The following is a 21,620-nucleotide window of genomic DNA, read 5'->3' as shown; positions in this document are numbered from 1 at the left end:
TCTTGCGCCTGCCCTGCGCTTTCCCCGGTTTTCCCTTTCTTCCTGTCGTCTTGAACGCCCCCGCCGCCCGCCCCCCTTTCATCGTCCTGGACGCCTGCGTCCTGATGTCCGGCATCTTGCGGCGGTTGCTGTTGCGTCTGGCGGATGCCGGCGTGTACACGCCGGTGTGGACCGAACGCATTGGCGAGGAATGGCGCCGCAACGCGTCGCGCATCTGGGATATTCCGCCCGAGGTATTGGCCGAGTTCTGGGCCGAGATGAACGCGCGCTTTCCCGACGCCAATGAAGCCGACACCCAGGTGTATGAGGCCTCGTTGCGCTACAGCGACCCCAAGGACTTCCACGTGATTGCCGCCGGCCTGGCGCGCCGCGCGCGTTGTGGCTGGCAGCAGCCGCCCGTGGTGCAGGTGCTGACCTGGAACCTGAAGGATTTCAACCGGTCGGAATTGCGGCGCCAGGGGCTGGATGTCTACAACCCCGATCGCATGCTGGTGCAATGGTGGCAGGCGGACGCGAGCGCCATGCGCGCGGCCATTGCGCAGATTCCCGACGACTACGTCGCGCTGGGCCGCGAGCCCGAACCCTTGGCCACGACGCTGCATCGCGAACGCTTGTATGGCTTGAAGAGCCTGGTGGCGCGCGACGCGGGGTGAAAAGGCGGGGCGGCTTCTGAAACGACTGCTGAGGCGCCTGCTAAGACGCCTGCTAAGACGCCTGCAGGGGCCGCCTTGCAGGGCGACAAGAGGGCAAAAAAAGGGCCTGGCCAGCTTGCGCCGCACCAGGCCCGGAGCCAAGCGTGTTCCCCGTGGTCAGTCGACCTCGACGAACGTTTCCTCGCGCTTCTTTCGCAGCGCCGGCAGCATCACCAGCACCAGCAAAATGGCGGCCAGCGCCAGCAATGTGGCGGACAGCGGACGCGTGACGAAGGTGCTGAATTCACCTCGCGACAGCAGCAGCGCCCGACGGAAGTTTTCTTCCATCATCGGACCCAGCACCAGGCCCAGCAACAGCGGCGCACCCTCGCAGCCCAGCTTGCTCCAGACATACCCGATGACGCCGAAGATGGCGAACATGAAGATGTCGAACACGTTGTAGTTCAGCGAATACACGCCGATCGTGCAGAACACCAGGATTGCCGGGAACAGCATGCGGTAGGGAACCCGCAACAGCTTCACCCAGATGCCGATCAACGGCAGGTTCAGGATGACAAGCATCAGGTTGCCGATCCACATGGACGCAATCAGGCCCCAGAACAGCTCGGGGTGGCTCGTCATCACTTGCGGGCCGGGCTGGATGTTGTGGATGGTCATCGCGCCCACCATCAAGGCCATGACCGCGTTGCCCGGAATACCCAACGTCAGCAGCGGGATGAACGAGGTTTGCGCGCCCGCGTTGTTAGCGGATTCCGGACCTGCCAAGCCGGCCGGATGCCCCTTGCCGAAACGCTCGGGCTGTTTCGACAGCTTCTTCTCAAGCGTGTACGAGGCAAACGCCGACAAGACAGAACCGCCGCCCGGCAAGATGCCCAGTGCGGAACCCAGGGCAGTGCCCCGGACGATGGCGGGCGCGGCTTCGCGGAACTCTTGCCGGCTGGGATACAGCGAACCCACCTTGTCGGTGATCTCGACCCGATTCTCTTTCTGCTCCAGGTTGGCCATGATCTCGGACAGCCCGAAAACGCCCATCGCGACGATGGCGAAGTCGATACCGTCCTGCAATTCCGGGATGCTGAAATCGTAGCGGGCGACGCCCGAATTGACATCGGTGCCGACCATGCCCAGCAGCAAGCCCAGCAGGATCATGCAAATCGCCTTGGGCAGCGACCCCGACGCCAGCACCACCGCGCCGATAAGACCCAGGGCCATCAAGGAAAAGTACTCGGCGGGTCCGAAGGCAAACGCCACTTCCGCCAGGGGCGGCGCGAAGGCCGCGATCAACACCGTGGCGACGCTACCCGCGAAGAAGGACCCGATGGCAGCAAGCGACAAGGCCGCGCCGGCCCGTCCGTTGCGCGCCATCTGGTGACCATCCAGCACCGTCACCACGGCGGACGTTTCGCCCGGCAGGTTCACCAGAATGGCCGTCGTCGAGCCGCCATACTGGGTGCCGTAGTAAATGCCCGCCAGCATGATGAGGCCGGCCGTGGGCGGCAACACATACGTGATGGGAAGCAGCATCGCGATGGTGGGCACCGGACCCAGGCCCGGCAATACGCCCACCAACGTGCCCAACAGGCAGCCCAGGAATGCGTAGCTGAGGTTTTCCGGCGTGAACGCCACGGAGAAACCCAGCATCAGGTTTTGCAGTAGTTCCATGGCCGTCTCCTAGTTGGCGAATGCGCTGGGCCACAGGGGAAATATCAAGCCCAGGCCGCGGATGAACGCAAGGTAGGAGAACGCCACGAGGAACAGGCCGTTGGCAACGGCGACTTTCCAATTGAATTCGTGGCTGGCAAGGCTGCTGATGAGCACCAGCAGAAAAACTGAAAGGTAAAGCCCCAGGTGCGAAAGCGCGAAACCGTACAACACCACCGACCCGACCACCAGGAAAAGAATGCGGAAGTCGTAGCGGCTGATGGTGGTCGTCTGGGCGTTCTTGGCCAGCGCGCTGATCAGCACGACGGCGCCCATCAGCGCCAGGACGATGCCCAGCCAGAAAGGGAAATATCCCGGTCCCATACGTGCCGCGCTTCCCATGGAATATTCGGTGGCCTGCGCGGAAAAGGCCCCTCCCAAAGCAATGAACATGGCTCCGGACCAAAAGTCCTGTCTGTTTCTAATCAAGCTGCGGTCTCCCTTGTCTGACGCGCCGAACCATCACTGAAAACAACGGCGCGTGCTTATCTCAACGCCTTGCGGCACCGTCGCGAACGACAGGCAGAAAAGCGAAGTGGGAGATCCTAAATCGCATGCCGACATATCGAACATCCGTAAGAACCATGACTTTTTTGGGGATATCCCTGAGTCAAATAGTGGACATTTTTCACCTGTCTGGCCGTGATGGCGGCTTACAAACACCCTTCACTTTGCTTTCAACGCAGGCACTGCAAGGATGTTGGCCAAGGACGAAAAAGTTCCAGGGGTGACGTGAAAAAATTTTCGCAGTGACTGCGCTGCGCAACTTTTTTTGCAACAACGTCCGACTTCAAGCGTGCGCGCGAAAACAAAAACGCCCGCAAGTTGCGGGCGTCCGTGAGGTGGATTCGGTGTCGGGTGAAGGCGGCCTCAAGCCGGTGCCGCCGCCCTGGTCAGTGGTCGTGGTTGCTGGCCGCGAAGCCCGCGGCGTTCAGCACGTCGATGACTTCCAGGATGTGGTCCGGACCACGGGTCTGCAAGACAAAATCCACTTCGACATTGCGCACCGGCAATGACGTGAAAGCGCGTTGGTGATGCACCTCGGTGATATTCGCCTGCGCGTCGGCAATGAGTTTGGTGGCATGCGCCAGCGCACCCGGCAGGTCGCGCAAGTCCACGCGGATACGGGCAAGGCGGCCGGCGCGCACCATGCCGCGTTCGATCAGCTCGCCCAGCATCAGCGGGTCAATGTTGCCCCCCGTCAGAACCAGGCCGATGCGCTTGCCCTTGTAGCGGTCGCTGCCCGCTTCCTGCGCGCGCAGCAGGGCTGCCAGGCCCGCCGCGCCGGCGCCTTCGACCACGGTCTTTTCAATTTCCAGCAGCACGACAATGGCGTGTTCGATGTCGCTTTCGCTGACCAGTTCAATGTGATCGACCAGCTTGGCGACGATGGGCTGCGTCAGCGCGCCGGGCGACTTCACGGCGATGCCTTCCGCAATGGTGTATTGCCCCTGCGGCATGTCCACGCCCTTGACCGCCGCGTACATCGACGGGAAGCGCTCGGTCTGCACGCCCACGATCTCGATGTCCGGCTTTAAGGCCTTGGCCGCCGTGGCCACGCCTGAAATCAGCCCGCCGCCGCCGATGGCGATGACCATCATGTCCAGCCGCGGCTGGTCTTCCAGCATTTCCAGCGCTACGGTGCCCTGCCCCGAAATGACGGCTTCGTCGTCGTAGGGGTGGATCATGATCAGCCCGCGCGCCTGCGCCAGCTCGTAGCCGTGCGCCTTCGCATCGTCGAACGTATCGCCCGCCAACACCACCTCGGCGCCAAAGCGGCGCGTGTTGGCCACCTTGACGGTGGGCGTGAAGCGCGGCATCACGATCACGGCCGGTACGCCCATGCGCTGCGCATGGTAGGCCACGCCTTGCGCATGGTTGCCGGCGGACACCGCGATAACCCCCTTGGCGCGCTCCTCGTCCGACAAGCTGAGCATGCGGTTCAACGCGCCGCGTTCCTTGAACGACGCCGTGAATTGCAGGTTCTCGAACTTCAGCCAGATCTCGGCGCCGAAGATGTCGGACAGCGTGCGGGACAAGGTAAACGGGGTCTTCAAGACCTGGCCGCGCAAGTGTTCGCGGGCGGTCTGGATGGAAGCGATATCGATCACGATGGGTGGGTCCTGTTAACGCACAGGCAGAAAATTGAACAGCAAGAGGCCTTGCGCATAGTTGATCCCGATGCGGCGGGAATTCTCGCCAAGCAGGTTGGCGATCAGGTCCAGCCTGCCGATGATGGCGCCGAACTCGCGTTCGAAGCTCAGGTTCGTGGCATTGGGAGACATTTCATTGGCCAGCAAAAGCAGCTCGCCCTGATTGTTGCGGCGCGAGGCCAGCAGCCAGGCGGCAGCCTCGACGTTCCGTGCGGCATTGTAGACCCGCTGGCCGTCCAGCGCGTCGGTGGCATACAGGCGGGTCTTGCCGTTGTGCGCGGCGATGATGGTGTCGGCCATGCCGTAGATGAACGCGCCGACGCGGTCGCCGGAGTAGTTCGGGTCCAGCGACACGGCCAGGATCTGGATGTCTCGCAGGCCGGCCAGGTCGCTGGGCGGGATGCGTACTTCGATGGCGTGTTTGACCCGGTTCACGGCGGCTTTTTGATCGGCCACGCCGGTCTTGCGCCATTCGCGCGGATTGCGCCGGTAGAGCTTGTCCAGCAGCGAATACAGGCTGGTGAGGTTGTCGCGCACTTCCAGCGTGACGGTGCGATTGAAATCCGTCTGGCCGAATTGGTCGGCCGACATGGCTTCGCTGTTGGGGCCGCGCTGCCCCGGGCCCGGACTGCTCATGCAGCCGGTCAGCATTGCGGCGGACAGCGCGCCACACAGCACCGCGCCCGCGGCGGCAGGCCATCTGGTCATGCTTGGATCATCCGATTCCCCCTTTTCTCGCGCACGACTTTACAGCAAGGTCGGCGAAGTTGGGGGACGACAGCGGGGTGAAGTCGCAAGAAGATGAATCAGCGCGTCAGTCGCGGTTTGTGGCGCCGCAATAAAAAACGGCGCCTTGCGGCGCCGTTTTTGTTCAATCAGCCTGCCAGCTTATTCAGCTTGCGGTTCCGATTGGGGGGCTGCATCGGGAGCGGCAGCGGGTTGCTGCGCTTCGATACCGCCGATTGCCTTGATGGACAGGCGCAGACGGCCCTTGTCGTCGGCCTCGATGACCTTGACGCGGACTTGCTGGCCGACCTTCAGCACATCGTTGATGTTGGCGATGCGGTAGTTGGCGATTTCCGAGATGTGCAGCAGGCCGTCACGGCCCGGCAGCACTTGCACGATGGCGCCGAAGTCCAGCAGACGCAGGACCGAACCTTCGTACATCTGGCCCACTTCGACATCGGCCGTCAGTTCGACGATGCGGCGCTGGGCTTCTTTGGCCTGCGCTTCGTCGACGCTGGCGATCACGATCGTGCCGTCGTCGGAGATGTCGATCTGCGTGCCGGTTTCTTCGGTCAGCGCACGGATGGTGGCGCCGCCCTTGCCGATCACGTCGCGGATCTTCTCGGGGTTGATCTTGATGGTCAGCATGCGCGGGGCAAAAGCCGAGAGCTCGCCGCGCGAACCGTCCAGCGCTTCCTTCATCTTGGTCAGGATGTGCAGGCGGCCTTCGCGGGCTTGCGCCAGCGCCACTTGCATGATTTCCTTCGTGATGCCCTGGATCTTGATGTCCATCTGCAGTGCGGTGACGCCGTTTTCGGTGCCCGCAACCTTGAAGTCCATGTCGCCCAGGTGATCTTCGTCACCCAGAATGTCGGTCAGCACGGCGAACTTGCCGCCGTCCAGGATCAGGCCCATGGCCACACCGGCCACGTGATCCTTGACCGGCACGCCGGCGTCCATCATGGCCAGCGAGCCGCCGCAGACCGAAGCCATCGACGACGAGCCGTTGGACTCGGTGATTTCCGACACGATGCGGATCGTGTATTGGAAGTCTTCCGGAGCCGGCAGCAGCGGGATCAGCGAACGCTTGGCGAGACGGCCGTGACCGATTTCGCGGCGCTTGGGCACACCGATGCGGCCCGTTTCGCCGGTGGCGAACGGAGGCATGTTGTAGTGCATCATGAAGCGGTCGCGGTATTCACCCATGAGCGCGTCGATGATCTGTTCGTCTTGCTTGGTGCCCAGCGTGGCCACGACCAGCGCTTGCGTTTCACCACGGGTGAACAGCGCGCTGCCGTGTGCGCGGGGCAGCACGCCCAGACGCACGCTGATGGGGCGAACGGTGCGGGTGTCGCGACCGTCGATACGCGGTTCGCCGTTCAGGATCTGACCGCGAACGATGGCCGATTCCAGCGAGAACATGATGTTGTCGACGGTGACGGCGTCAGGCGCGGGCTCGCCCTTTTCAGCAGCGGCGGCAGCCAGCTTGGCCGACACGTCGGCCGACACTTCGCGCAGCTTGGCCGTACGGGCCTGCTTTTCGCGGATCTGGTAGGCGGCGTTCAAGCCTTCCTGGGCAGCCGCGGTCACGGCGGCGATCAGGGCTTCGTCCTTGGCGGGCGCTTGCCAGTCCCACTCGGGCTTGCCGGCGTCCTTCACCAATTCGTGAATGGCGTTGATGACGGCCTGCATTTGCTCGTGGCCGAACACCACACCGCCCAGCATGATTTCTTCGGACAGCTGTTGGGCTTCCGATTCCACCATCAGCACGGCGTTTTCCGTACCGGCAACCACCAGGTCCAGCTTCGAGGACTTCAGCTGCGTGGCGGTCGGGTTCAGCGCGTATTGGCCGTCGATGTAGCCCACGCGAGCGGCGCCGATCGGGCCGTTGAACGGGATGCCCGAAATGGCCAGAGCGGCCGAGGCGCCGATCATGGCGGCGATGTCGGGATCAATCTCGGGATTGACCGACAGCGTGTGGATGACCACCTGGACTTCGTTGTAGAAGTCTTCGGGGAACAGCGGACGCAGCGGACGATCGATCAGGCGCGAGGTCAGCGTTTCCTTTTCGGACGGCTTGCCTTCGCGCTTGAAGAACCCACCCGGAATACGGCCGGCGGCGTAGGTCTTTTCGATGTAGTCGACGGTCAGCGGGAAAAACGTTTGACCCGGCTTGGCCTTCTTGGAAGCTACGACAGTAGCCAGGACAACGGTGTCCTCAATCGACACCACAACGGCGCCGGAGGCCTGGCGAGCGATCTCGCCAGTTTCCAGGACGACCGTGTGCTGGCCGTACTGGAACGATTTTGTCACTTTGTTGAACATGACGATTATTCCTTACAAATGAAAAACCGTGGCCGCTGCGACAATACGTCGCACCGACCACGGTTGCGTCATGGGGAGCCAGCCCCGTCGATCACTTGCGCAGACCGAGTTTTTCGATCAGAGCGCGGTACGAATCGGGATTGCGGCCCTTGAGATAGTCGAGCAGCTTGCGGCGACGGCTGACCATACGCAGCAGACCGCGGCGCGAGTGATGGTCCTTCATGTGTTCTTTGAAGTGACCGGTCAGTTCGTTGATACGGGCGGTGAGCAGAGCCACCTGAACTTCGGGGGAGCCGGTATCGCCTTGAGCGCGTTGGAACTGCGCAACGATATCGGATTTCTTGATGTCAGCTACAGACATTGATGACCTCTTCGGACATGCGACAGGGCCGAGGTGCCCTGACGTGGTTGGGAAAAATTTGCGTAAGACCCGGCGATAAGCGTTTTTGCTTTCTCACTGCTGCTTCAATAGCTGCAAAGTGGCCGCTTTCGGCTACCGTGCAGCCGGACTGCCGGCGCAAAGCATCTTGCAAAATCAATCAATACGTTTGATAAAGCTCGGTGATTATAGCTGAAACGCTAGAATTACCCCAGAGACGGTTTCGCCTGTTCGGCAGAGGCCGGCAAGCGCCCACGGCGCCTAGAGGAGCAATAGATGTCTAAATATTACAGAACAGCCCGCATCACCCTCGCCTCCCTGGCCCTGACCGGCCTGGCCGCCTGCGCGAACCTGGCCCAGGTGCCGCCCGGCACGCCTTACGCCGATGTGTTGACCCAGTTTGGCAAGCCCAACTACACCTGCCCGCAAGCGGGCGGCGGGCAACGCGTCATCTGGACCCAGCAGCCGATGGGGCAATTTGCCTGGGGCACCAACGTGGGCACCGATGGGCGCGTGGGTCCTGTCGTGCCTTTGCTGACGGACGCGCACTTCAAGGTGCTGGAAGTCGGCGATTGGGGGCCGGACCGGGTGCGCTGTGAATTTGGTCCGCCCGCCCGCATCGAAGAGGCAGGGCTGGGCGAAAAGCGCGAAGTCGTGTGGTCGTATCGCTACAAGGAAAACGGCGTCTGGAATTCGCTGATGTACGTCTACATGAGCCGCGACGGCAGCAAGCTGACGCACTTCCATCCTGGCCCGGACCCGATGTATGACGATGAAAGGTTCATGTGGCGCTAAGGTGTCCGGGCAATAATCGCCCGACGCCAAACGTCAAGCGTCCAACGTCCAACGTCCAACGTCAAAGATGAAATACAAAACCCGCCGACTGGCGGGTTTTGTGTGAGCGGTAAGTAATACCGACAGCGGTCAGGAGGATGACTGCCCGCGACGCTCTTGCGTCAGGCGGCGCGCCTTGTTCCAGCGCCACGCCCACATGACCCAGCCCGAAAGACCATACAGCACGAACAGGCCGAACAGCACCACCGGGGGATCGCTGGACACGAACACGAACACGGCCACCACCAACAAGATGCCCCAGAACGGCACGCTGCGGCCCAGCGCAAAGCTCTTGCCGCTGAAGAACGGCGCGTTCGACACCATGGTGATGCCGGCGTACATGGTCAGCGTAAAGGCCACCCAGGCCATCAGGCTGTCATGGATCGGCAGCTTGTTATCGACAGCCAGCCAGACGAAGCCGGCAACCAAGGCGGCGGCCGCCGGGCTGGGCAAGCCTTGGAAATAGCGTTTGTCGACGACGGCGATATTGGTATTGAAGCGTGCCAGGCGCAGCGCGGCGCCGGCGACATAGACGAAGGCGGCAAGCCAACCCCAGCGGCCCAGGTCGTTCAAGATCCATTCGTACATGACCAGCGCGGGCGCAACGCCAAACGACGTCATATCCGACAGCGAATCATATTGCTCGCCGAAGGCAGACTGCGTATTGGTCAACCGGGCGACGCGGCCATCCATGCCATCAAGCACCATCGCCACGAAAATGGCGATGGCGGCGACTTCGAAGCGATCATTCATGGCCTGCACGACGGCATAGAACCCCGCGAACAGCGCCGCGGTGGTGAATGCGTTGGGCAGCAAGTAGATGCTTCGGTGGCGGTTCTCGGAATCGCGCATGGAAAAATTGGGCATAGTCTCAATAACTTACAACGGACTGTGAAAGGTTAACTCATATGGCCCCGCTTGCGGGATAGAGCAAGAGCCGTGCCTGACGAAAAGGCCATAAAAAAAACGGCACGCCCTTGCGAGCATGCCGTCTTTGAGGACGGGGCGCGGGGCCAGCCCCGCACCGGACGTCGATCAGTTCTTGGACTTGTCCACCAGCTTGTTCGCGGCGATCCAGGGCATCATGGCGCGCAGCTTGCCGCCCACTTGCTCGATCTGCGATTCCGCGTTGATGCGGCGGCGCGAGGTCAGCGTCGGGGCGCCGGCGGTGTTTTCCAGGATGAACTTCTTGGCGTATTCGCCGGTCTGGATGTCCGTCAGGCACTGGCGCATGGCCTTGCGGGTTTCGTCGGTGACGATCTTCGGACCCGTTTCGTATTCGCCGAATTCAGCGTTGTTCGAAATCGAGTAGTTCATGTTGGCGATACCGCCTTCATAGATCAGGTCGACGATCAGCTTCAGTTCGTGCAGGCATTCGAAGTACGCCATTTCGGGCGCGTAGCCGGCTTCCACCAGCGTGTCGAAACCGGCCTTGATCAGTTCGACGGTACCGCCGCACAGGACGGCTTGTTCGCCGAACAGGTCGGTTTCGGTTTCTTCGCGGAAGTTGGTTTCGATGATGCCGGCACGGCCGCCGCCGTTGGCGCTGGCGTACGACAGAGCCACGTCACGCGCGGCGCCCGACTTGTCCTGGTACACGGCCACCAGGTGGGGCACGCCGCCACCTTGCTTGTACGTGTTGCGCACCGTGTGGCCCGGGGCCTTCGGGGCGATCATGATGACGTCGATGTCTTCGCGCGGCACGACCTGGCCGTAGTGGACGTTGAAGCCGTGGGCGAAAGCCAGGGCGGCGCCGGCCTTGATGTTGCCGTGCACTTCCTTGTTGTAGACCGAAGCGATGTTCTCGTCCGGCAGCAACATCATGACGATGTCGGCGGCCTTCACGGCATCAGCCACTTCCTTGACTTCCAGGCCGGCGTTGGCGGCCTTGTTCCACGAAGCGCCGTCCTTGCGCAGGCCGACGATGACCTTCACGCCCGATTCATGCAGGTTCTGCGCGTGCGCATGGCCTTGCGAACCGTAGCCGATGATGGCAACGGTCTTGCCTTTGATGAGGGACAGATCGCAGTCTTTGTCGTAGAAAACTTTCATGGTTGTGCTCCAGATTCCAGTATTTTGGATATTCGATTAATTCAGATGTAGGGTGTGGCGTGGCCTGGAAGGCCGGTCAAATCTTCAAAATCCGTTCACCGCGTCCGATGCCGGACACGCCGGTGCGTACGGTTTCAAGGATGGCACTGCGGTCCAGGGCTTCCAGGAAGGCCTGTACTTTTTCCTGCACCCCGGTCAATTCGATGGTGTAGGACTTGTCGGTCACGTCGATGATGCGGCCACGGAAAATGTCCGCCATGCGCTTCATCTCTTCGCGTTCCTTGCCAACGGCGCGCACCTTCACCAGCATCAGCTCGCGCTCGATGTGGGCGCCTTCGGTCAGGTCCACCACTTTAACGACATCCACCAGGCGGTTCAGGTGCTTGGTGATCTGTTCGATGACTTCATCGGAACCGGTCGTCACGATCGTCATGCGCGACAGCGTGGAATCCTCGGTGGGCGCCACGGTCAGGGTTTCGATGTTGTAGCCCCGCGCGGAAAACAGCCCCACCACGCGCGACAGCGCGCCGGGTTCGTTTTCGAGGAGGACGGAAATCACGTGCTTCATGGTGGCCTCCTTACAGGTCTTCAGAGCCAAGCAGCATTTCGGTCAGCCCACGGCCGGCCTTGACCATCGGCCACACGTTTTCGGTGCGGTCGGTGATGAAGTCCAGAAAGACCAGGCGTTCCTTGTGCTTGCCAAAGGCTTCGCGCAGCGCGGGTTCGACATCCGCCGGACGCTCGATGCGCAGACCCACGTGGCCATAGGCCTCGGCCACCTTGACGAAGTCGGGCAGCGAATCCATGTAGGACTCGGAATAGCGCGAGCCGTAATCGATCTGCTGCCATTGCCGGACCATGCCCAAGAAACGGTTGTTCAGGCAGACGATCTTGGGCGTCAGGCGGTATTGATGGCAGGTCGACAGTTCCTGGATGTTCATCTGGATCGACGCTTCGCCGGTAATGACGGCAACGTCGTGCCCAGGGTTGGCCATCTGCACGCCCATCGCGTACGGCAGCCCCACACCCATGGTGCCCAGGCCGCCGGAGTTGATCCAGCGGCGCGGCTTGTCGAACTTGTAGTACTGGGCCGCCCACATCTGGTGCTGGCCCACGTCGGACGTGACGAAGGCGTCGCCGCCCGTCACTTCCCACAGCTTTTCCACCACGTACTGCGGCTTGATGACTTCGTCCGAGTTGGCGAACTTCAGGCATTCCTTGCCGCGCCACGTTTCCACCTGCTCCCACCACTTGGTGATGGACGCGGGCTTGTGCTCGGCGGCCGCCACTTCGAATTGGGCGGACAGGTCGGCCAGCACATCCTTGACGTTGCCGACGATCGGGACGTCCACGCGCACGCGCTTGGAGATCGACGACGGATCGATATCGATATGGATGATCTTGCGGGCGTTTTGCGCAAAGTGCTTGGGGTTGCCGATCACGCGGTCATCGAAACGCGCGCCGATGGCCAGCAGCACGTCGCAGTGCTGCATCGCCATATTGGCTTCGTACGTGCCGTGCATGCCGGGCATGCCCACGAACTGGCCGCTGCTGGCCGGGTACCCACCCAGACCCATCAGGGTGCTGGTGCAAGGCGCGCCCAGTTGCGACACCAGCTTGTTGAGCTCAGGCGCGGCGTTCGACAGGATGACGCCGCCACCCGTGTAGATCATCGGCCGTTCGGCGGCCAGCAGCATCTGCACGGCTTTCTTGATTTGCCCCTGGTGGCCCTTGTTGACGGGCGCGTAGGAACGCATCGAGATCTCGCCCTTGGGCGGCGTGTATTTGCACTGCGCGACGGTGATGTCCTTGGGGATATCGACCAGCACCGGGCCGGGGCGGCCCGTGCGCGCGATATAGAACGCGCGGCGCATGGTTTCGGCCAGGTCCTTGACGTCACGCACCAGGAAGTTGTGCTTGACGCAGGGACGCGTGATGCCGACGGTGTCGCATTCCTGGAACGCATCTTCGCCGATGGCCGCAGTGGGCACTTGCCCGCTGATGATGACCATGGGGATGGAATCCATATAGGCAGTGGCGATGCCGGTGACGGCATTGGTCACGCCCGGGCCGCTGGTCACGAGGCAGACGCCAACCTTTTGCGACGAGCGCGAATAGGCATCGGCGGCGTGCACGGCGGCTTGCTCGTGACGAACCAGGATATGCTGAAATTTGTCTTGCTTGAAGATCGCGTCGTAGATGTAAAGCACTGCGCCGCCGGGATAGCCGAAAACGTGTTCCACGCCCTCATCGGCCAGGCAGCGCACGACGATATCGGCGCCATTCATTTCCATGTTGTATTTCCTTTCAGTACCGGCCCTGCAACCCTGACTGCTGCTCGCCCGGATACGGCGGCAACGGAACCCATACCGGCTACGACAACATGATCCGGCGCTTAGCGGCTCACGGAGCCACGCCACCCGGACACCCTGCCGACCCGGCACACGCTCGACAGAACGCAGTGCAAACGCCCCTGGGGGACGCTGGAGGTCGAAATGGAAGCTTTGGCAACACACGCTTGTGGCGCGGCCAACAGCAAGTATCACTGCGGCGGGATGACTGGGGAGGTGACCCGTTACCATCCGCCTCAACGCACCGGTATCGGATAGGCAGACCGGCGCAAGAGATGGAATTTACCGCGTTGCGTCAAAGGTAGCAAATCGGCGTGAAGCGACCGTTGCACGCGCGATGCAAGGCGAATTGCGGGACAGTCCGGCAATCATCCAACCCCAAAATATATGCCCGCCCAGCGGGGCAGCTTTCCCCTTGGGGCGGCCCAGCGGAAAAAGGGGCCCCCACGCTTCGCGCCCTTCGTGCGCTCTCTGCCCCCAAAGGGGGCAGCTTTCCCCTTGGGGCGGCCCGGCGGAGAAAGGCCCTAACTCGCGGGCGCATCTATATACTTGCCGCATCGCGAGAATTAGGCCCCGCCCCCATGGATTTGCGCATCGCCAGCATCCGACGCTTCCTTTACAGCCACTACTTCTTCGGGGGGGTGCGCCAGGGGGTTGGCATGCTGTTGCCCGTGCTGGTGCTGGGTGGGCTGTTCGGCAACTACACCACCGGGCTGGTCGCCACGTTTGGCGCGCAGTGCCTGGCCATCATCGACCAGCCGGGCGGGCCGCAGCGCCATCGCACCAACGAAATGCTGGGCGGCGCGGCGCTGGGTACGCTTACCGTCATCATTACCGGCCTGGCCTCCAGCAACCCCGTCCTGATCTGGTTGGTGGTGATTGCGCAGTGCTTTGTCTATTCGATGTTCACGGTGTTCGGCAAGCGCGGCGGGCTGATCGGCTTTGCCGGCCTGTTGCTGATGACGTTGACCATGCATTCGCCGCTGGAGCCGCACCAAGTGCTGGCGCATGCCGCCGCGACGCTGGGCGGCGCGTTGTTCTACGTGGTCTTCAGCCTGGGCTTTTCGCGCCTGTTCTGGCTGCGCGAAGAACAGCAGGCCATGTCGGTGGCGCTGTTCGCCACCGCCGACTATGTGGCGGCTCGCGCCGCTTTCTACGACGAAACGGCCGACCTGGACGAGGCCTACCGCGCACTGATCCAGCGCCAGTCGATCATGACGGAAAAGCACCAGGCCGCGCGCGACATGGTGCTGCGCGCGCTGCCACGCGGCAAGGGCGTGGGTGACCGCCAGCGCGTGATGATCTGGAACATGTTCGTGGACATGCTGCAATTGCTGGACACGCTGGTTGCCACGCATACCGACTACGCGTCGCTGCGCCGCACGCTGGCCGGCAACGACTGCCTGATGTTCATGCGTGACGCGCTGGTCAAGATGTCGCTGGAATTGAATCGCATCGCGCTGGACGTGTCGCGCGGCCGCCCGGTGCAATACCGCAGCAGCGCCAAGGCCGAGCTGCGCGCCATCGAATACGAAATCGAACAGCTGAAACAGCAAGGCTTGGGCGAACGCGAACCCGAGATGCTGGCGCTGATCATCCAGGTGCTGCGCCGCCTGCGCAATTCGGCCCGCATCGTGGACCGCCTGGCGGACCACACGGCGGCATCGCCCGACGCCAAGCCCACCGACGTCTTGCGCATCAACAAGTCGTTGACGCGATTCATCTCGCGGCAGGAATTCCGCTTTGGGCTCCTGACCAGCAACCTGCGGCTGGATTCCCCGCATTTTCGCTATGCGCTGCGCGTGACGGCCGCCGCCGCCATTGCCATGACGCTGGCCAGCCGCTGGTTGTCGCCGGAGTTTTCCGCGCACAACTACTGGATCATGCTGACCATCGTCATCATCATGAAGCCCGGCTTCGCGCTGACGCGGCAGCGCAACGGCTGGCGCCTGGGCGGCACCCTGATCGGCTGCATCTGCGCCCTGCTGCTGTTCAACCTGACCGACAGCCCCGAGATCCTGTTCGCCGTGCTGCTGGGCGCCTGCATCATGGGCAACAGCCTGGTGCAGCTGAACTACATGGCCAGCGCCATATTCAACACGCTCTTCGTGGTGCTGGTGTTCCACTTCGTGTCGCCGGGCACCGTGTCGATGTCGGTGATTGGCGAACGCGCCATCGACACGCTGCTGGGTTGCGCGCTGGCGCTGATATGCAGCTACATCCTGCCGTGGTGGGAAGCGCGCTACCTGAAGCCGCTGGCGGCCGCCGCCACGCGCGCCAACCGCGAGTACCTGGTTGCGGGCCTGCGCTACGTGGAAGCCATGCAGGCGCATGGCGCGCCGTCAAACGCGGCCACAGCTACCGCCACGAATGCCGCCACGACTGCCGGCACACCCCCTGCATCCCCCGCCGCCAGCCCCACTGCCACATCCGCGGCCGACACGCCCGCCGTCATCGACGCCGACCTGGCCTGGCGGCTGGCGCGCAAGAACGTGCACATTGCGTTCAGCAACTTCGCCGAAGCGTTCTATCGAATGATGAGCGAGCCAAAGTCGCACCAGCAAAGCGTGCCGGAATTGAATAACCTGCTGATCCAGAACCACGTGCTGGCATCACAGATCACGGCGGCGATTCCCATCCTGGCCGCGCTGCCCAAAACGCCCGAGGCGGTGCAGCTTGCCATGAACGGCATGGTCGACCTGCTGGACGAAAAGCGCCCGCAGATCGCCACCACCCTGCCCACGCAGTTCGACACATCCGGAGAGCAGGCGGCGTTGGCCTATCCGCTGAAACAGATGCTGAAGGCCTCGCACATGATTCGCCAGGAATTGCAGGCGCTGGCCGACCCGACGCACGCACCGCCGCTGGCGGCGGCGGCCTGAAGGCGAAGGTATCGGTAACCCGCAAGACGGGCAAAGCGCGCGAAGACGTGGAACAGTACTCACGTCAACCGCGCGCTTACCGCGTCGACTGATGACGGCGTCAACGCACCACGCCGTCCACGCATCACCGCATCACCGCATCACCGCATCAATCCGCCAGCTTGCGGCGAAACACCAGCTTGTCGTCCGTCGATGCCGAGGCGTCGTAGGCGTAGCCTTCCAGGTCAAAGCCTTGCAAGCCTTCGGGCTTGGTCACCTTGTGCTGAATCGCGTAGCGCGCCATCAACCCACGCGCCCGCTTGGCGTGAAAGCTGATGATCTTCCAGGCGCCGTTCTTCCAGTCCTGGAACACGCACTGCACCACGCGCGCCTTCAGCGTCTTCAAGTCAACTGACTTGAAATATTCCTCGGACGCCAGGTTCACGATGACCGGCGCCTTCTTGCCTTCCAGGCGCTCGTTCAAATAGTCCGCAATGGTCGAACCCCAGTACTCGTACAGGTTCTTGCCCTTGGGCGTTTCCAGCCGCGTGCCCATTTCCAGGCGATACGGTTGCATCAGATCCAGCGGTCGCAACACGCCGTACAGGCCGCTGAGGATGGCCACGTGGTCTTGCGCCCAGTCCAGCTGCTTGGCCGACAGGCTGGAGGCGTCCAGCCCTTCGTACACATCGCCGTTAAAGGCCAGCACGGCCTGGCGCGAGTTGGTCTGGGTGAAGCTGCGCTTCCAGTGCGCATAGCGCTGCGCGTTCAGTTCCGACAGCGCCGGGCTCAGGCTCATCAGGCCGGCGATGTCTTCGGCGGACTTGGTCTTAAGCACTTTGATCAGGCCGGCGGCCTGATCCACGAACAGCGGCTGGGTATGCGTCTCGATATGCAAAGGCGAGTCGTAGTCCAGCTTCTTGGCGGGGGAAAGCAAAAACAACATTCGTAGTTCCTTTATCAGCGCGCCGTCCAGCCACCATCGACCGAAACGGACGTGCCCGTAATTTGCGCCGCGGCGTCCGAGGCCAGGAACACGGCGGTGCCGCCCAATTGCTCCGGCGTCACGAATTGCAGCGACGGCTGCTTTTCGCCCAACAGTTCGCGCGCGGCGGCTTCCTGGTCGACGCCATTCTTTTGCGCCAGCGCGGTGATCTGCTTTTCCACCAGGGCGGTGCGCACCCAGCCCGGGCAGATGGAATTGGCGGTGATGCCCTGCCCGGCCGTTTCCAGCGCCGTGACTTTGGTGAAGCCCACCACGCCATGCTTGGCCGCCACGTAGGCCGACTTGTTGGCCGACCCGACCAGGCCGTGCGCCGACGCGATATTGATGATGCGGCCAAAGCCCTGCTTCTTCATGTGGGGCAGCGCGGCGGCGGTGCCGTGGAACACGGCGGACAGGTTCAGCGCCAGGATGGCATCCCACTTTTCAGCGGGAAAATCCTCGATCAGCGCGGTGTGCTGGATGCCGGCGTTGTTGACCAGGATGTCGATGCGGCCCAACTGGCGCACCGTGTTCTCGACCAAGCCGCGCACCGCGTCGCCCTTGGACAGGTCTGCGCCGTCGTAGACGACCTTCACGCCATGCTTGTCGGCCAGGCCGGCGCGCACTTTTTCAATCTCGGCGGCCTCGCCAAACCCATTCAGGACAATATCGGCGCCTTGCTGCGCGAAGGCCGTGGCGATACCCAGGCCGATGCCGCTGGTGGAACCGGTGACTAGGGCGACTTTTCCTTTAAGCATGCGCATTCTCCTGGGGTCTGGCGGGGGTGACGGTGGGGTGACCGTGGGGTCGAAAAGCAGAGCGGAGACAAGTGTAGCCGCCCAACAAGACGGCAATCATGCCATGACCCCACGCCGTGCGGGGTCAAGCGCGAGGGGGGCTGTCGGCGGGGTTTGCCGAGGGGGTTGTCGACGTGTCAGCTGAAGAACCGGACAACGGCTCCGACTCCGGCGAAGGCGCCGTCTGCACCGGGCCCGGCAGATCCGCCATGCCGCCACGGTTCTCCGGCACGCGCTCCAGCAGCTTGATCAGCACCGGCACCACGCCCATCGAAATCGCAACCACCACGGACAGCACATCGCGCTGTTCAAGATTCACCAGGTGGTTGTCCCAGGCTTCGTTGAAGATGGCGAAGCTGAACTCGCCGCCTTGGGCCAGCACCATCGCGAACAGCAGCCGGTGGTAGCGCGGCAAGCCCAGAAATCGCGCGAACCCATACAGGACCAGCGCCTTGACGACCAGCAAAGCCGCCACGCCGCCAAGAATGAACGACCAGTGGTCGGCCACCACCTTCAGGTTGACGGACATGCCGATGGCCAGGAAGAACAGGCCCAGCAGCAGCCCCTTGAAGGGTTCGATGGCGCTTTCAAGGTCGTTCCGATAGCGCGATTCCGCCATCAACACGCCCACCAGGAAACCGCCCAGACCGGCTGACAGGCCGGCGTAGTCGAACAACTGCGCGGCGCCCACCACCATCAACAGCGCGGCCGCCGTGAACAGTTCTTGCAGCTGCGCCTTGGCGGCCCAGCCCAGCAGGCGCAGCCGATACGCCAACGTCACCACCGCCACGGCCACCAGCGCTTCCTTGAAAGACGGGGCCGACGTGCCGTCGGAGCCCAGCAGCCCCGCCGCCACCAACATCGGAATGGCTGCCATGTCCTGAAACAGCAGCACCCCCAGGGCCGATCGCCCCAGCGGCGTGCGGGTCAACGTGCGCTCATCCAGCAGCCGCAGCGCCACCGCCGTCGACGACAACGCCAGCGACAAGCCGCACAGCACGGCAGCCTGCCATCCCATACCGGCCAGATGCCGCAGCGCCGCGCCAAACACCAGGCCCAGCAGCAGGCCGCAAACCAGCATCTGCAAGGTGCCCAGCAAAAAGACCTCGCTGCGCATGGCCCACAAGCGCTTGGGCGACAGTTCCAGCCCGATGATGAACAGCATCATCACCACGCCCCATTGCGACACGTTGATCATGGTGTCGACGTTGGTCACCAGCTTCAGGCAGGACGGCCCGATCAGCACGCCCGCGATCAGGTAGCCCGGTATGGCGCCCAGCCCCAGCCGCTGGGTGATCGGCACGCACAACACGGCGGCAAGCAGAAGGATAAGGATCAGGTCCATGGAACAGGATGCCGGCTGGGGATGATGGGGGAAGGCCGAAGGCGCGCAGCGCGAATGGAAGGATTCTGGGCAAAGATCGCGACCACCGGAAGCGTCGAATGCCTCCCTTCAAAGATTTTTTCGCACCCCCTTTACACACAAGAAAAAATTCCTGTAGAATTGCGGGCTTCGCTGCTCCAACAACGAAGATCCTTCCGACCAGGGATCTTTCAGTGAAGCCTCTTTTAAGAACTTGAAGTCTGGGGTCTTAAAGGTCTAAGCCTTAAAGGTCTAAGCCTTAAAGGTCTTAGCCTTAAAGCAAGAGGCACCACCGTTTTGGAACCCAGCCACGGAGAGGTGGCAGAGTGGTCGAATGTACCTGACTCGAAATCAGGCGTACGGTATCCCCGTACCGTGGGTTCGAATCCCACCCTCTCCGCCAGTATTCAAGAACGAAGCCCCTGAGAAATCAGGGGCTTTTTTCTTTGTGCGGCGGGCAGACGGCTGAAGAGTCAGGTGACCCCGCCGTGCCGTGCCCTACCGCCCTACCCCGCCCTACCCTGCGCGGGCCAATGCGTGGCCGATGGCGACGCGCGGCGAGGCATGCGCTACCGCGACAACCCCCGGCAACTTGAACGCGCTGACTGCCCGCGTCAGTTCGGCTGCCTGGTCCTGCATCGACCCGGCGGCCGCGGCGGCTTCTTCTACCAGTGCGGCGTTTTGCTGCGTGACTTCGTCCATTTGCGATACCGCGCGGTTCACCTGTTCGATGCCGTCGGCCTGTTCGGCGGAGGCCGCCGCGATCTCACCCATGATGTCGGTCACGCGCTGCACCGAGCTGACGATTTCCTGCATGGTAGTGCCGGCGCGTTCGGCGCTGATCGAGCCTTGGCTGATCTTTTGGACGGTGTCTTCGATCAGCGTCTTGATCTCCTTGGCTGCTTGTGCGCTGCGTTGCGCAAGCGTGCGCACTTCCGCTGCGACCACCGCGAAGCCCTTGCCCTGCTCGCCCGCGCGCGCGGCTTCCACTGCCGCGTTCAGCGCCAGGATGTTCGTCTGGAACGCGATGCCGTCGATGACGGACACGATGTCGGCGATCTTGACCGAGCTGGACGAAATGGCGTTCATCGTGCTGACGACCTCGGACACCGTCGCGCCACCGCGCGAGGCCGTGTCGGAGGCGGCCGCGGCCAGTTGGTTGGCCTGGCGGGCGCTGTCGGCGTTCTGCTTCACGGTGGAAGACAGTTGCTCCATCGAGGCCGCCGTTTCCTCCAGCGATGCCGCCTGCTGTTCGGTGCGGGACGACAGGTCGGTGTTGCCGGCCGCGATTTCGCCCGACGCGGACGCCATGCTGTCCACGCCGGTGCGGATGCTGGCGACCGTGCCGGCCAGGTTGGCGTTCATGGATTCCAGCGCCTGCATCAGCTGGCCGATCTCGTCGCGCGAACGCACGGTGATCGTGCTGGTCAGGTCATTGGCGGCGACGGTGCGCGCCACGCGCACGGCGTCGGCCAGCGGGCGAGTGATGCCGCGTGTCAGCAACACGGCCAGTACCAGGCCCGTAACCAGCGCAATCGAGCCGATTACGATCATCCACAGGTTGGCGGCGCCGTAGGCGCTTTGGATGTCGGCCGCGCTGGCATCGATCTCGGCGCGTTGCAGGTCCGACAGCTTGTTGATCTGGTCGATGAACTGGCGCGTGGCCGGCAGGAATTCCTGCGTGAAGACGCGGTTGGCCGCCTCGACGTCGCCGTCCTGCTTGGCTTTGAAGATGGCGTCACGCGTGCGCAGGTAGTCGCCGCGAGACTTGCGGATGCCTTCCCACAGGCGCTTTTCCTCGTCGGTCTCGATCAGCGGTTCGATCTTTTGTTGCAGCGCCGACGAATTACGGGTGGACGCGGCCGCCTCTTCCGTGAAGAAACCGGCCAGGCTGGCGTCGGCGCTTTTGGCGATGGCGGTGGTGCGCGTCACGCCGGTCTGGATATTGCGGCCCCAGTCGCTGATCAGGCGTTCCTTGATGAGCGAACGCTGCGTCACGGTTTCGACCGATTCGTTGATGTTGGCCAGACTGACCAACCCCACGATGCACATGACGATAATCATCGCCAGCAAGACGGAAAAGCCACCCGCAAGACGGGTTCCAAGCTTCATGTTTTTCATACTGCCTCCAGCATCCACCCAGGCGCGTGAATGCGGGTTTTGGCAGCTGCATGGCGTCGGACTATGCCGCCGCCTTCGCAAGCCAGACGCCCGCAAGCCCCTGGATGATCCGCCCCCAAAAATATTGGTGTTCGTTGTGTCAGGTAAATGCCGCCGGAGAAGTCGGATTCGAGGATTCTCTTGACGGTCCGGGAAATGCTAGCAGCCCGGATTTGAGCGGCATCGGGCGAAATGGAGAACTTTTTGCCACAAGCTCGCGCGTTTGCGTAACCGCCCGCCCGCCGCCGAGGGCGAAAAAAAAAGCGGCCGATGCACGATG

17 protein-coding genes and 1 tRNA gene are annotated in these 21,620 nt (G+C 62.7%); 4 read left to right on the top strand and 14 right to left on the bottom strand.

Going from position 1 to position 21,620, the window contains the following annotated elements; all coding sequences use genetic code 11:
* The first annotated feature begins 104 nt into the window (after nt 1–104).
* Nucleotides 105–653, top strand: a complete 549-nt coding sequence (locus tag DVB37_RS05225) for a PIN domain-containing protein (RefSeq protein ID WP_240434040.1) — start codon at nt 105–107, stop codon at nt 651–653.
* Nucleotides 654–809: 156 nt separating this feature from the next.
* Here the strand turns inward: DVB37_RS05225 and DVB37_RS05220 are convergent, their stop codons facing one another.
* The 6 genes from DVB37_RS05220 to rpsO form a co-directional block, all read right to left on the bottom strand.
* Nucleotides 810–2,315: a tripartite tricarboxylate transporter permease gene (locus tag DVB37_RS05220; RefSeq protein WP_046807021.1), complete on the bottom strand. Its 1,506-nt coding sequence runs from the start codon at nt 2,313–2,315 to the stop codon at nt 810–812.
* A 9-nt stretch (nt 2,316–2,324) separates the two neighbouring features.
* Nucleotides 2,325–2,747, bottom strand: a complete 423-nt coding sequence (locus DVB37_RS05215; RefSeq protein WP_046807020.1) for a tripartite tricarboxylate transporter TctB family protein — start codon at nt 2,745–2,747, stop codon at nt 2,325–2,327.
* A gap of 500 nt (nt 2,748–3,247) precedes the next feature.
* The gene (locus DVB37_RS05210) at nt 3,248–4,465 is read right to left on the bottom strand and encodes a threonine ammonia-lyase (protein WP_046807019.1); all 1,218 of its coding nucleotides are present in this window, start codon (nt 4,463–4,465) and stop codon (nt 3,248–3,250) included.
* Between the two features lie 15 nt (nt 4,466–4,480).
* Nucleotides 4,481–5,158 (bottom strand): hypothetical protein, encoded by a 678-nt coding sequence (locus tag DVB37_RS05205; protein ID WP_370512779.1) that lies wholly within the window; start codon nt 5,156–5,158, stop codon nt 4,481–4,483.
* Nucleotides 5,159–5,395: 237 nt separating this feature from the next.
* The gene (gene pnp, locus DVB37_RS05200; RefSeq protein ID WP_104143657.1) at nt 5,396–7,558 is read right to left on the bottom strand and encodes a polyribonucleotide nucleotidyltransferase; all 2,163 of its coding nucleotides are present in this window, start codon (nt 7,556–7,558) and stop codon (nt 5,396–5,398) included.
* Nucleotides 7,559–7,649: 91 nt separating this feature from the next.
* Nucleotides 7,650–7,919 (bottom strand): 30S ribosomal protein S15, encoded by a 270-nt coding sequence (gene rpsO, locus DVB37_RS05195; RefSeq protein ID WP_006223612.1) that lies wholly within the window; start codon nt 7,917–7,919, stop codon nt 7,650–7,652.
* 294 nt (nt 7,920–8,213) lie between these two features.
* Between rpsO and DVB37_RS05190 the strand changes: the two genes are divergently transcribed.
* On the top strand, nt 8,214–8,732 hold the full coding sequence (locus DVB37_RS05190; RefSeq protein WP_046807016.1) for a lipoprotein: 519 nt from the start codon (nt 8,214–8,216) through the stop codon (nt 8,730–8,732).
* Between the two features lie 129 nt (nt 8,733–8,861).
* Here the strand turns inward: DVB37_RS05190 and pssA are convergent, their stop codons facing one another.
* From pssA to DVB37_RS05170, 4 genes are all read right to left on the bottom strand, one after another.
* Nucleotides 8,862–9,638, bottom strand: coding sequence for a CDP-diacylglycerol--serine O-phosphatidyltransferase (gene pssA / locus DVB37_RS05185; RefSeq protein WP_046807015.1), 777 nt, complete (start codon nt 9,636–9,638; stop codon nt 8,862–8,864).
* A gap of 168 nt (nt 9,639–9,806) precedes the next feature.
* A complete protein-coding gene (gene ilvC / locus DVB37_RS05180) occupies nt 9,807–10,823 on the bottom strand; it encodes a ketol-acid reductoisomerase (RefSeq protein ID WP_046807014.1) in 1,017 nt (338 codons plus the stop codon).
* A gap of 76 nt (nt 10,824–10,899) precedes the next feature.
* On the bottom strand, nt 10,900–11,391 hold the full coding sequence (ilvN, locus tag DVB37_RS05175; protein WP_006223608.1) for an acetolactate synthase small subunit: 492 nt from the start codon (nt 11,389–11,391) through the stop codon (nt 10,900–10,902).
* Between the two features lie 10 nt (nt 11,392–11,401).
* Entirely contained in the window at nt 11,402–13,117 is a 1,716-nt protein-coding gene (locus DVB37_RS05170; RefSeq protein WP_046807013.1) for an acetolactate synthase 3 catalytic subunit, read from the bottom strand.
* A 638-nt stretch (nt 13,118–13,755) separates the two neighbouring features.
* Here DVB37_RS05170 and DVB37_RS05165 point away from each other — a divergent pair.
* Nucleotides 13,756–16,056 carry an FUSC family membrane protein gene (locus DVB37_RS05165; RefSeq protein ID WP_120154145.1) on the top strand — a complete coding sequence of 767 codons (2,301 nt, stop codon included), beginning with the start codon at nt 13,756–13,758 and terminating at the stop codon, nt 16,054–16,056.
* A 148-nt stretch (nt 16,057–16,204) separates the two neighbouring features.
* On the opposite strand, the gene yaaA is transcribed toward DVB37_RS05165, so the two are convergent.
* The 3 genes from yaaA to DVB37_RS05150 all read right to left on the bottom strand — a co-directional run bounded on the left by yaaA (nt 16,205) and on the right by DVB37_RS05150 (nt 19,162).
* Nucleotides 16,205–16,981 (bottom strand): peroxide stress protein YaaA, encoded by a 777-nt coding sequence (yaaA, locus tag DVB37_RS05160; RefSeq protein WP_104143654.1) that lies wholly within the window; start codon nt 16,979–16,981, stop codon nt 16,205–16,207.
* Nucleotides 16,982–16,995: 14 nt separating this feature from the next.
* The gene (locus DVB37_RS05155) at nt 16,996–17,778 is read right to left on the bottom strand and encodes a 3-hydroxybutyrate dehydrogenase (RefSeq protein WP_046807010.1); all 783 of its coding nucleotides are present in this window, start codon (nt 17,776–17,778) and stop codon (nt 16,996–16,998) included.
* A gap of 124 nt (nt 17,779–17,902) precedes the next feature.
* Nucleotides 17,903–19,162 (bottom strand): cation:proton antiporter, encoded by a 1,260-nt coding sequence (locus DVB37_RS05150; protein ID WP_120154143.1) that lies wholly within the window; start codon nt 19,160–19,162, stop codon nt 17,903–17,905.
* Nucleotides 19,163–19,492: 330 nt separating this feature from the next.
* On the opposite strand from DVB37_RS05150, the gene DVB37_RS05145 reads away from it, so the two are divergent.
* Nucleotides 19,493–19,583, top strand: a tRNA-Ser gene (locus tag DVB37_RS05145).
* A gap of 113 nt (nt 19,584–19,696) precedes the next feature.
* Here the strand turns inward: DVB37_RS05145 and DVB37_RS05140 are convergent.
* On the bottom strand, nt 19,697–21,292 hold the full coding sequence (locus tag DVB37_RS05140) for a methyl-accepting chemotaxis protein (protein ID WP_370638750.1): 1,596 nt from the start codon (nt 21,290–21,292) through the stop codon (nt 19,697–19,699).
* Between the last annotated feature and the right edge of the window lie 328 nt (nt 21,293–21,620).

This window comes from Achromobacter sp. B7 (genome assembly GCF_003600685.1).
Lineage (GTDB): Bacteria > Pseudomonadota > Gammaproteobacteria > Burkholderiales > Burkholderiaceae_B > Achromobacter > Achromobacter spanius_B.
Note: the sequence above shows the minus strand (reverse complement) of the source record. Positions and strands in the feature narration are given on the sequence as shown.

What these genes read in the sequence shown, in the direction of transcription:
- yaaA (WP_104143654.1), bottom strand. Translation starts at nt 16,981, where the DNA reads ATGTTGTTTTTGCTTTCCCCCGCCAAGAAGCTGGACTACGACTCGCCT.
- pnp (WP_104143657.1), bottom strand. Translation starts at nt 7,558, where the DNA reads ATGTTCAACAAAGTGACAAAATCGTTCCAGTACGGCCAGCACACGGTC.
- DVB37_RS05205 (WP_370512779.1), bottom strand. Translation starts at nt 5,158, where the DNA reads ATGCTGACCGGCTGCATGAGCAGTCCGGGCCCGGGGCAGCGCGGCCCC.
- ilvN (WP_006223608.1), bottom strand. Translation starts at nt 11,391, where the DNA reads ATGAAGCACGTGATTTCCGTCCTCCTCGAAAACGAACCCGGCGCGCTG.
- DVB37_RS05190 (WP_046807016.1), top strand. Translation starts at nt 8,214, where the DNA reads ATGTCTAAATATTACAGAACAGCCCGCATCACCCTCGCCTCCCTGGCC.
- rpsO (WP_006223612.1), bottom strand. Translation starts at nt 7,919, where the DNA reads ATGTCTGTAGCTGACATCAAGAAATCCGATATCGTTGCGCAGTTCCAA.
- DVB37_RS05170 (WP_046807013.1), bottom strand. Translation starts at nt 13,117, where the DNA reads ATGGAAATGAATGGCGCCGATATCGTCGTGCGCTGCCTGGCCGATGAG.
- DVB37_RS05165 (WP_120154145.1), top strand. Translation starts at nt 13,756, where the DNA reads ATGGATTTGCGCATCGCCAGCATCCGACGCTTCCTTTACAGCCACTAC.
- DVB37_RS05225 (WP_240434040.1), top strand. Translation starts at nt 105, where the DNA reads ATGTCCGGCATCTTGCGGCGGTTGCTGTTGCGTCTGGCGGATGCCGGC.
- DVB37_RS05220 (WP_046807021.1), bottom strand. Translation starts at nt 2,315, where the DNA reads ATGGAACTACTGCAAAACCTGATGCTGGGTTTCTCCGTGGCGTTCACG.
- DVB37_RS05150 (WP_120154143.1), bottom strand. Translation starts at nt 19,162, where the DNA reads ATGGACCTGATCCTTATCCTTCTGCTTGCCGCCGTGTTGTGCGTGCCG.
- ilvC (WP_046807014.1), bottom strand. Translation starts at nt 10,823, where the DNA reads ATGAAAGTTTTCTACGACAAAGACTGCGATCTGTCCCTCATCAAAGGC.
- pssA (WP_046807015.1), bottom strand. Translation starts at nt 9,638, where the DNA reads ATGCCCAATTTTTCCATGCGCGATTCCGAGAACCGCCACCGAAGCATC.
- DVB37_RS05155 (WP_046807010.1), bottom strand. Translation starts at nt 17,778, where the DNA reads ATGCTTAAAGGAAAAGTCGCCCTAGTCACCGGTTCCACCAGCGGCATC.
- DVB37_RS05215 (WP_046807020.1), bottom strand. Translation starts at nt 2,747, where the DNA reads ATGTTCATTGCTTTGGGAGGGGCCTTTTCCGCGCAGGCCACCGAATAT.
- DVB37_RS05140 (WP_370638750.1), bottom strand. Translation starts at nt 21,292, where the DNA reads ATGAAGCTTGGAACCCGTCTTGCGGGTGGCTTTTCCGTCTTGCTGGCG.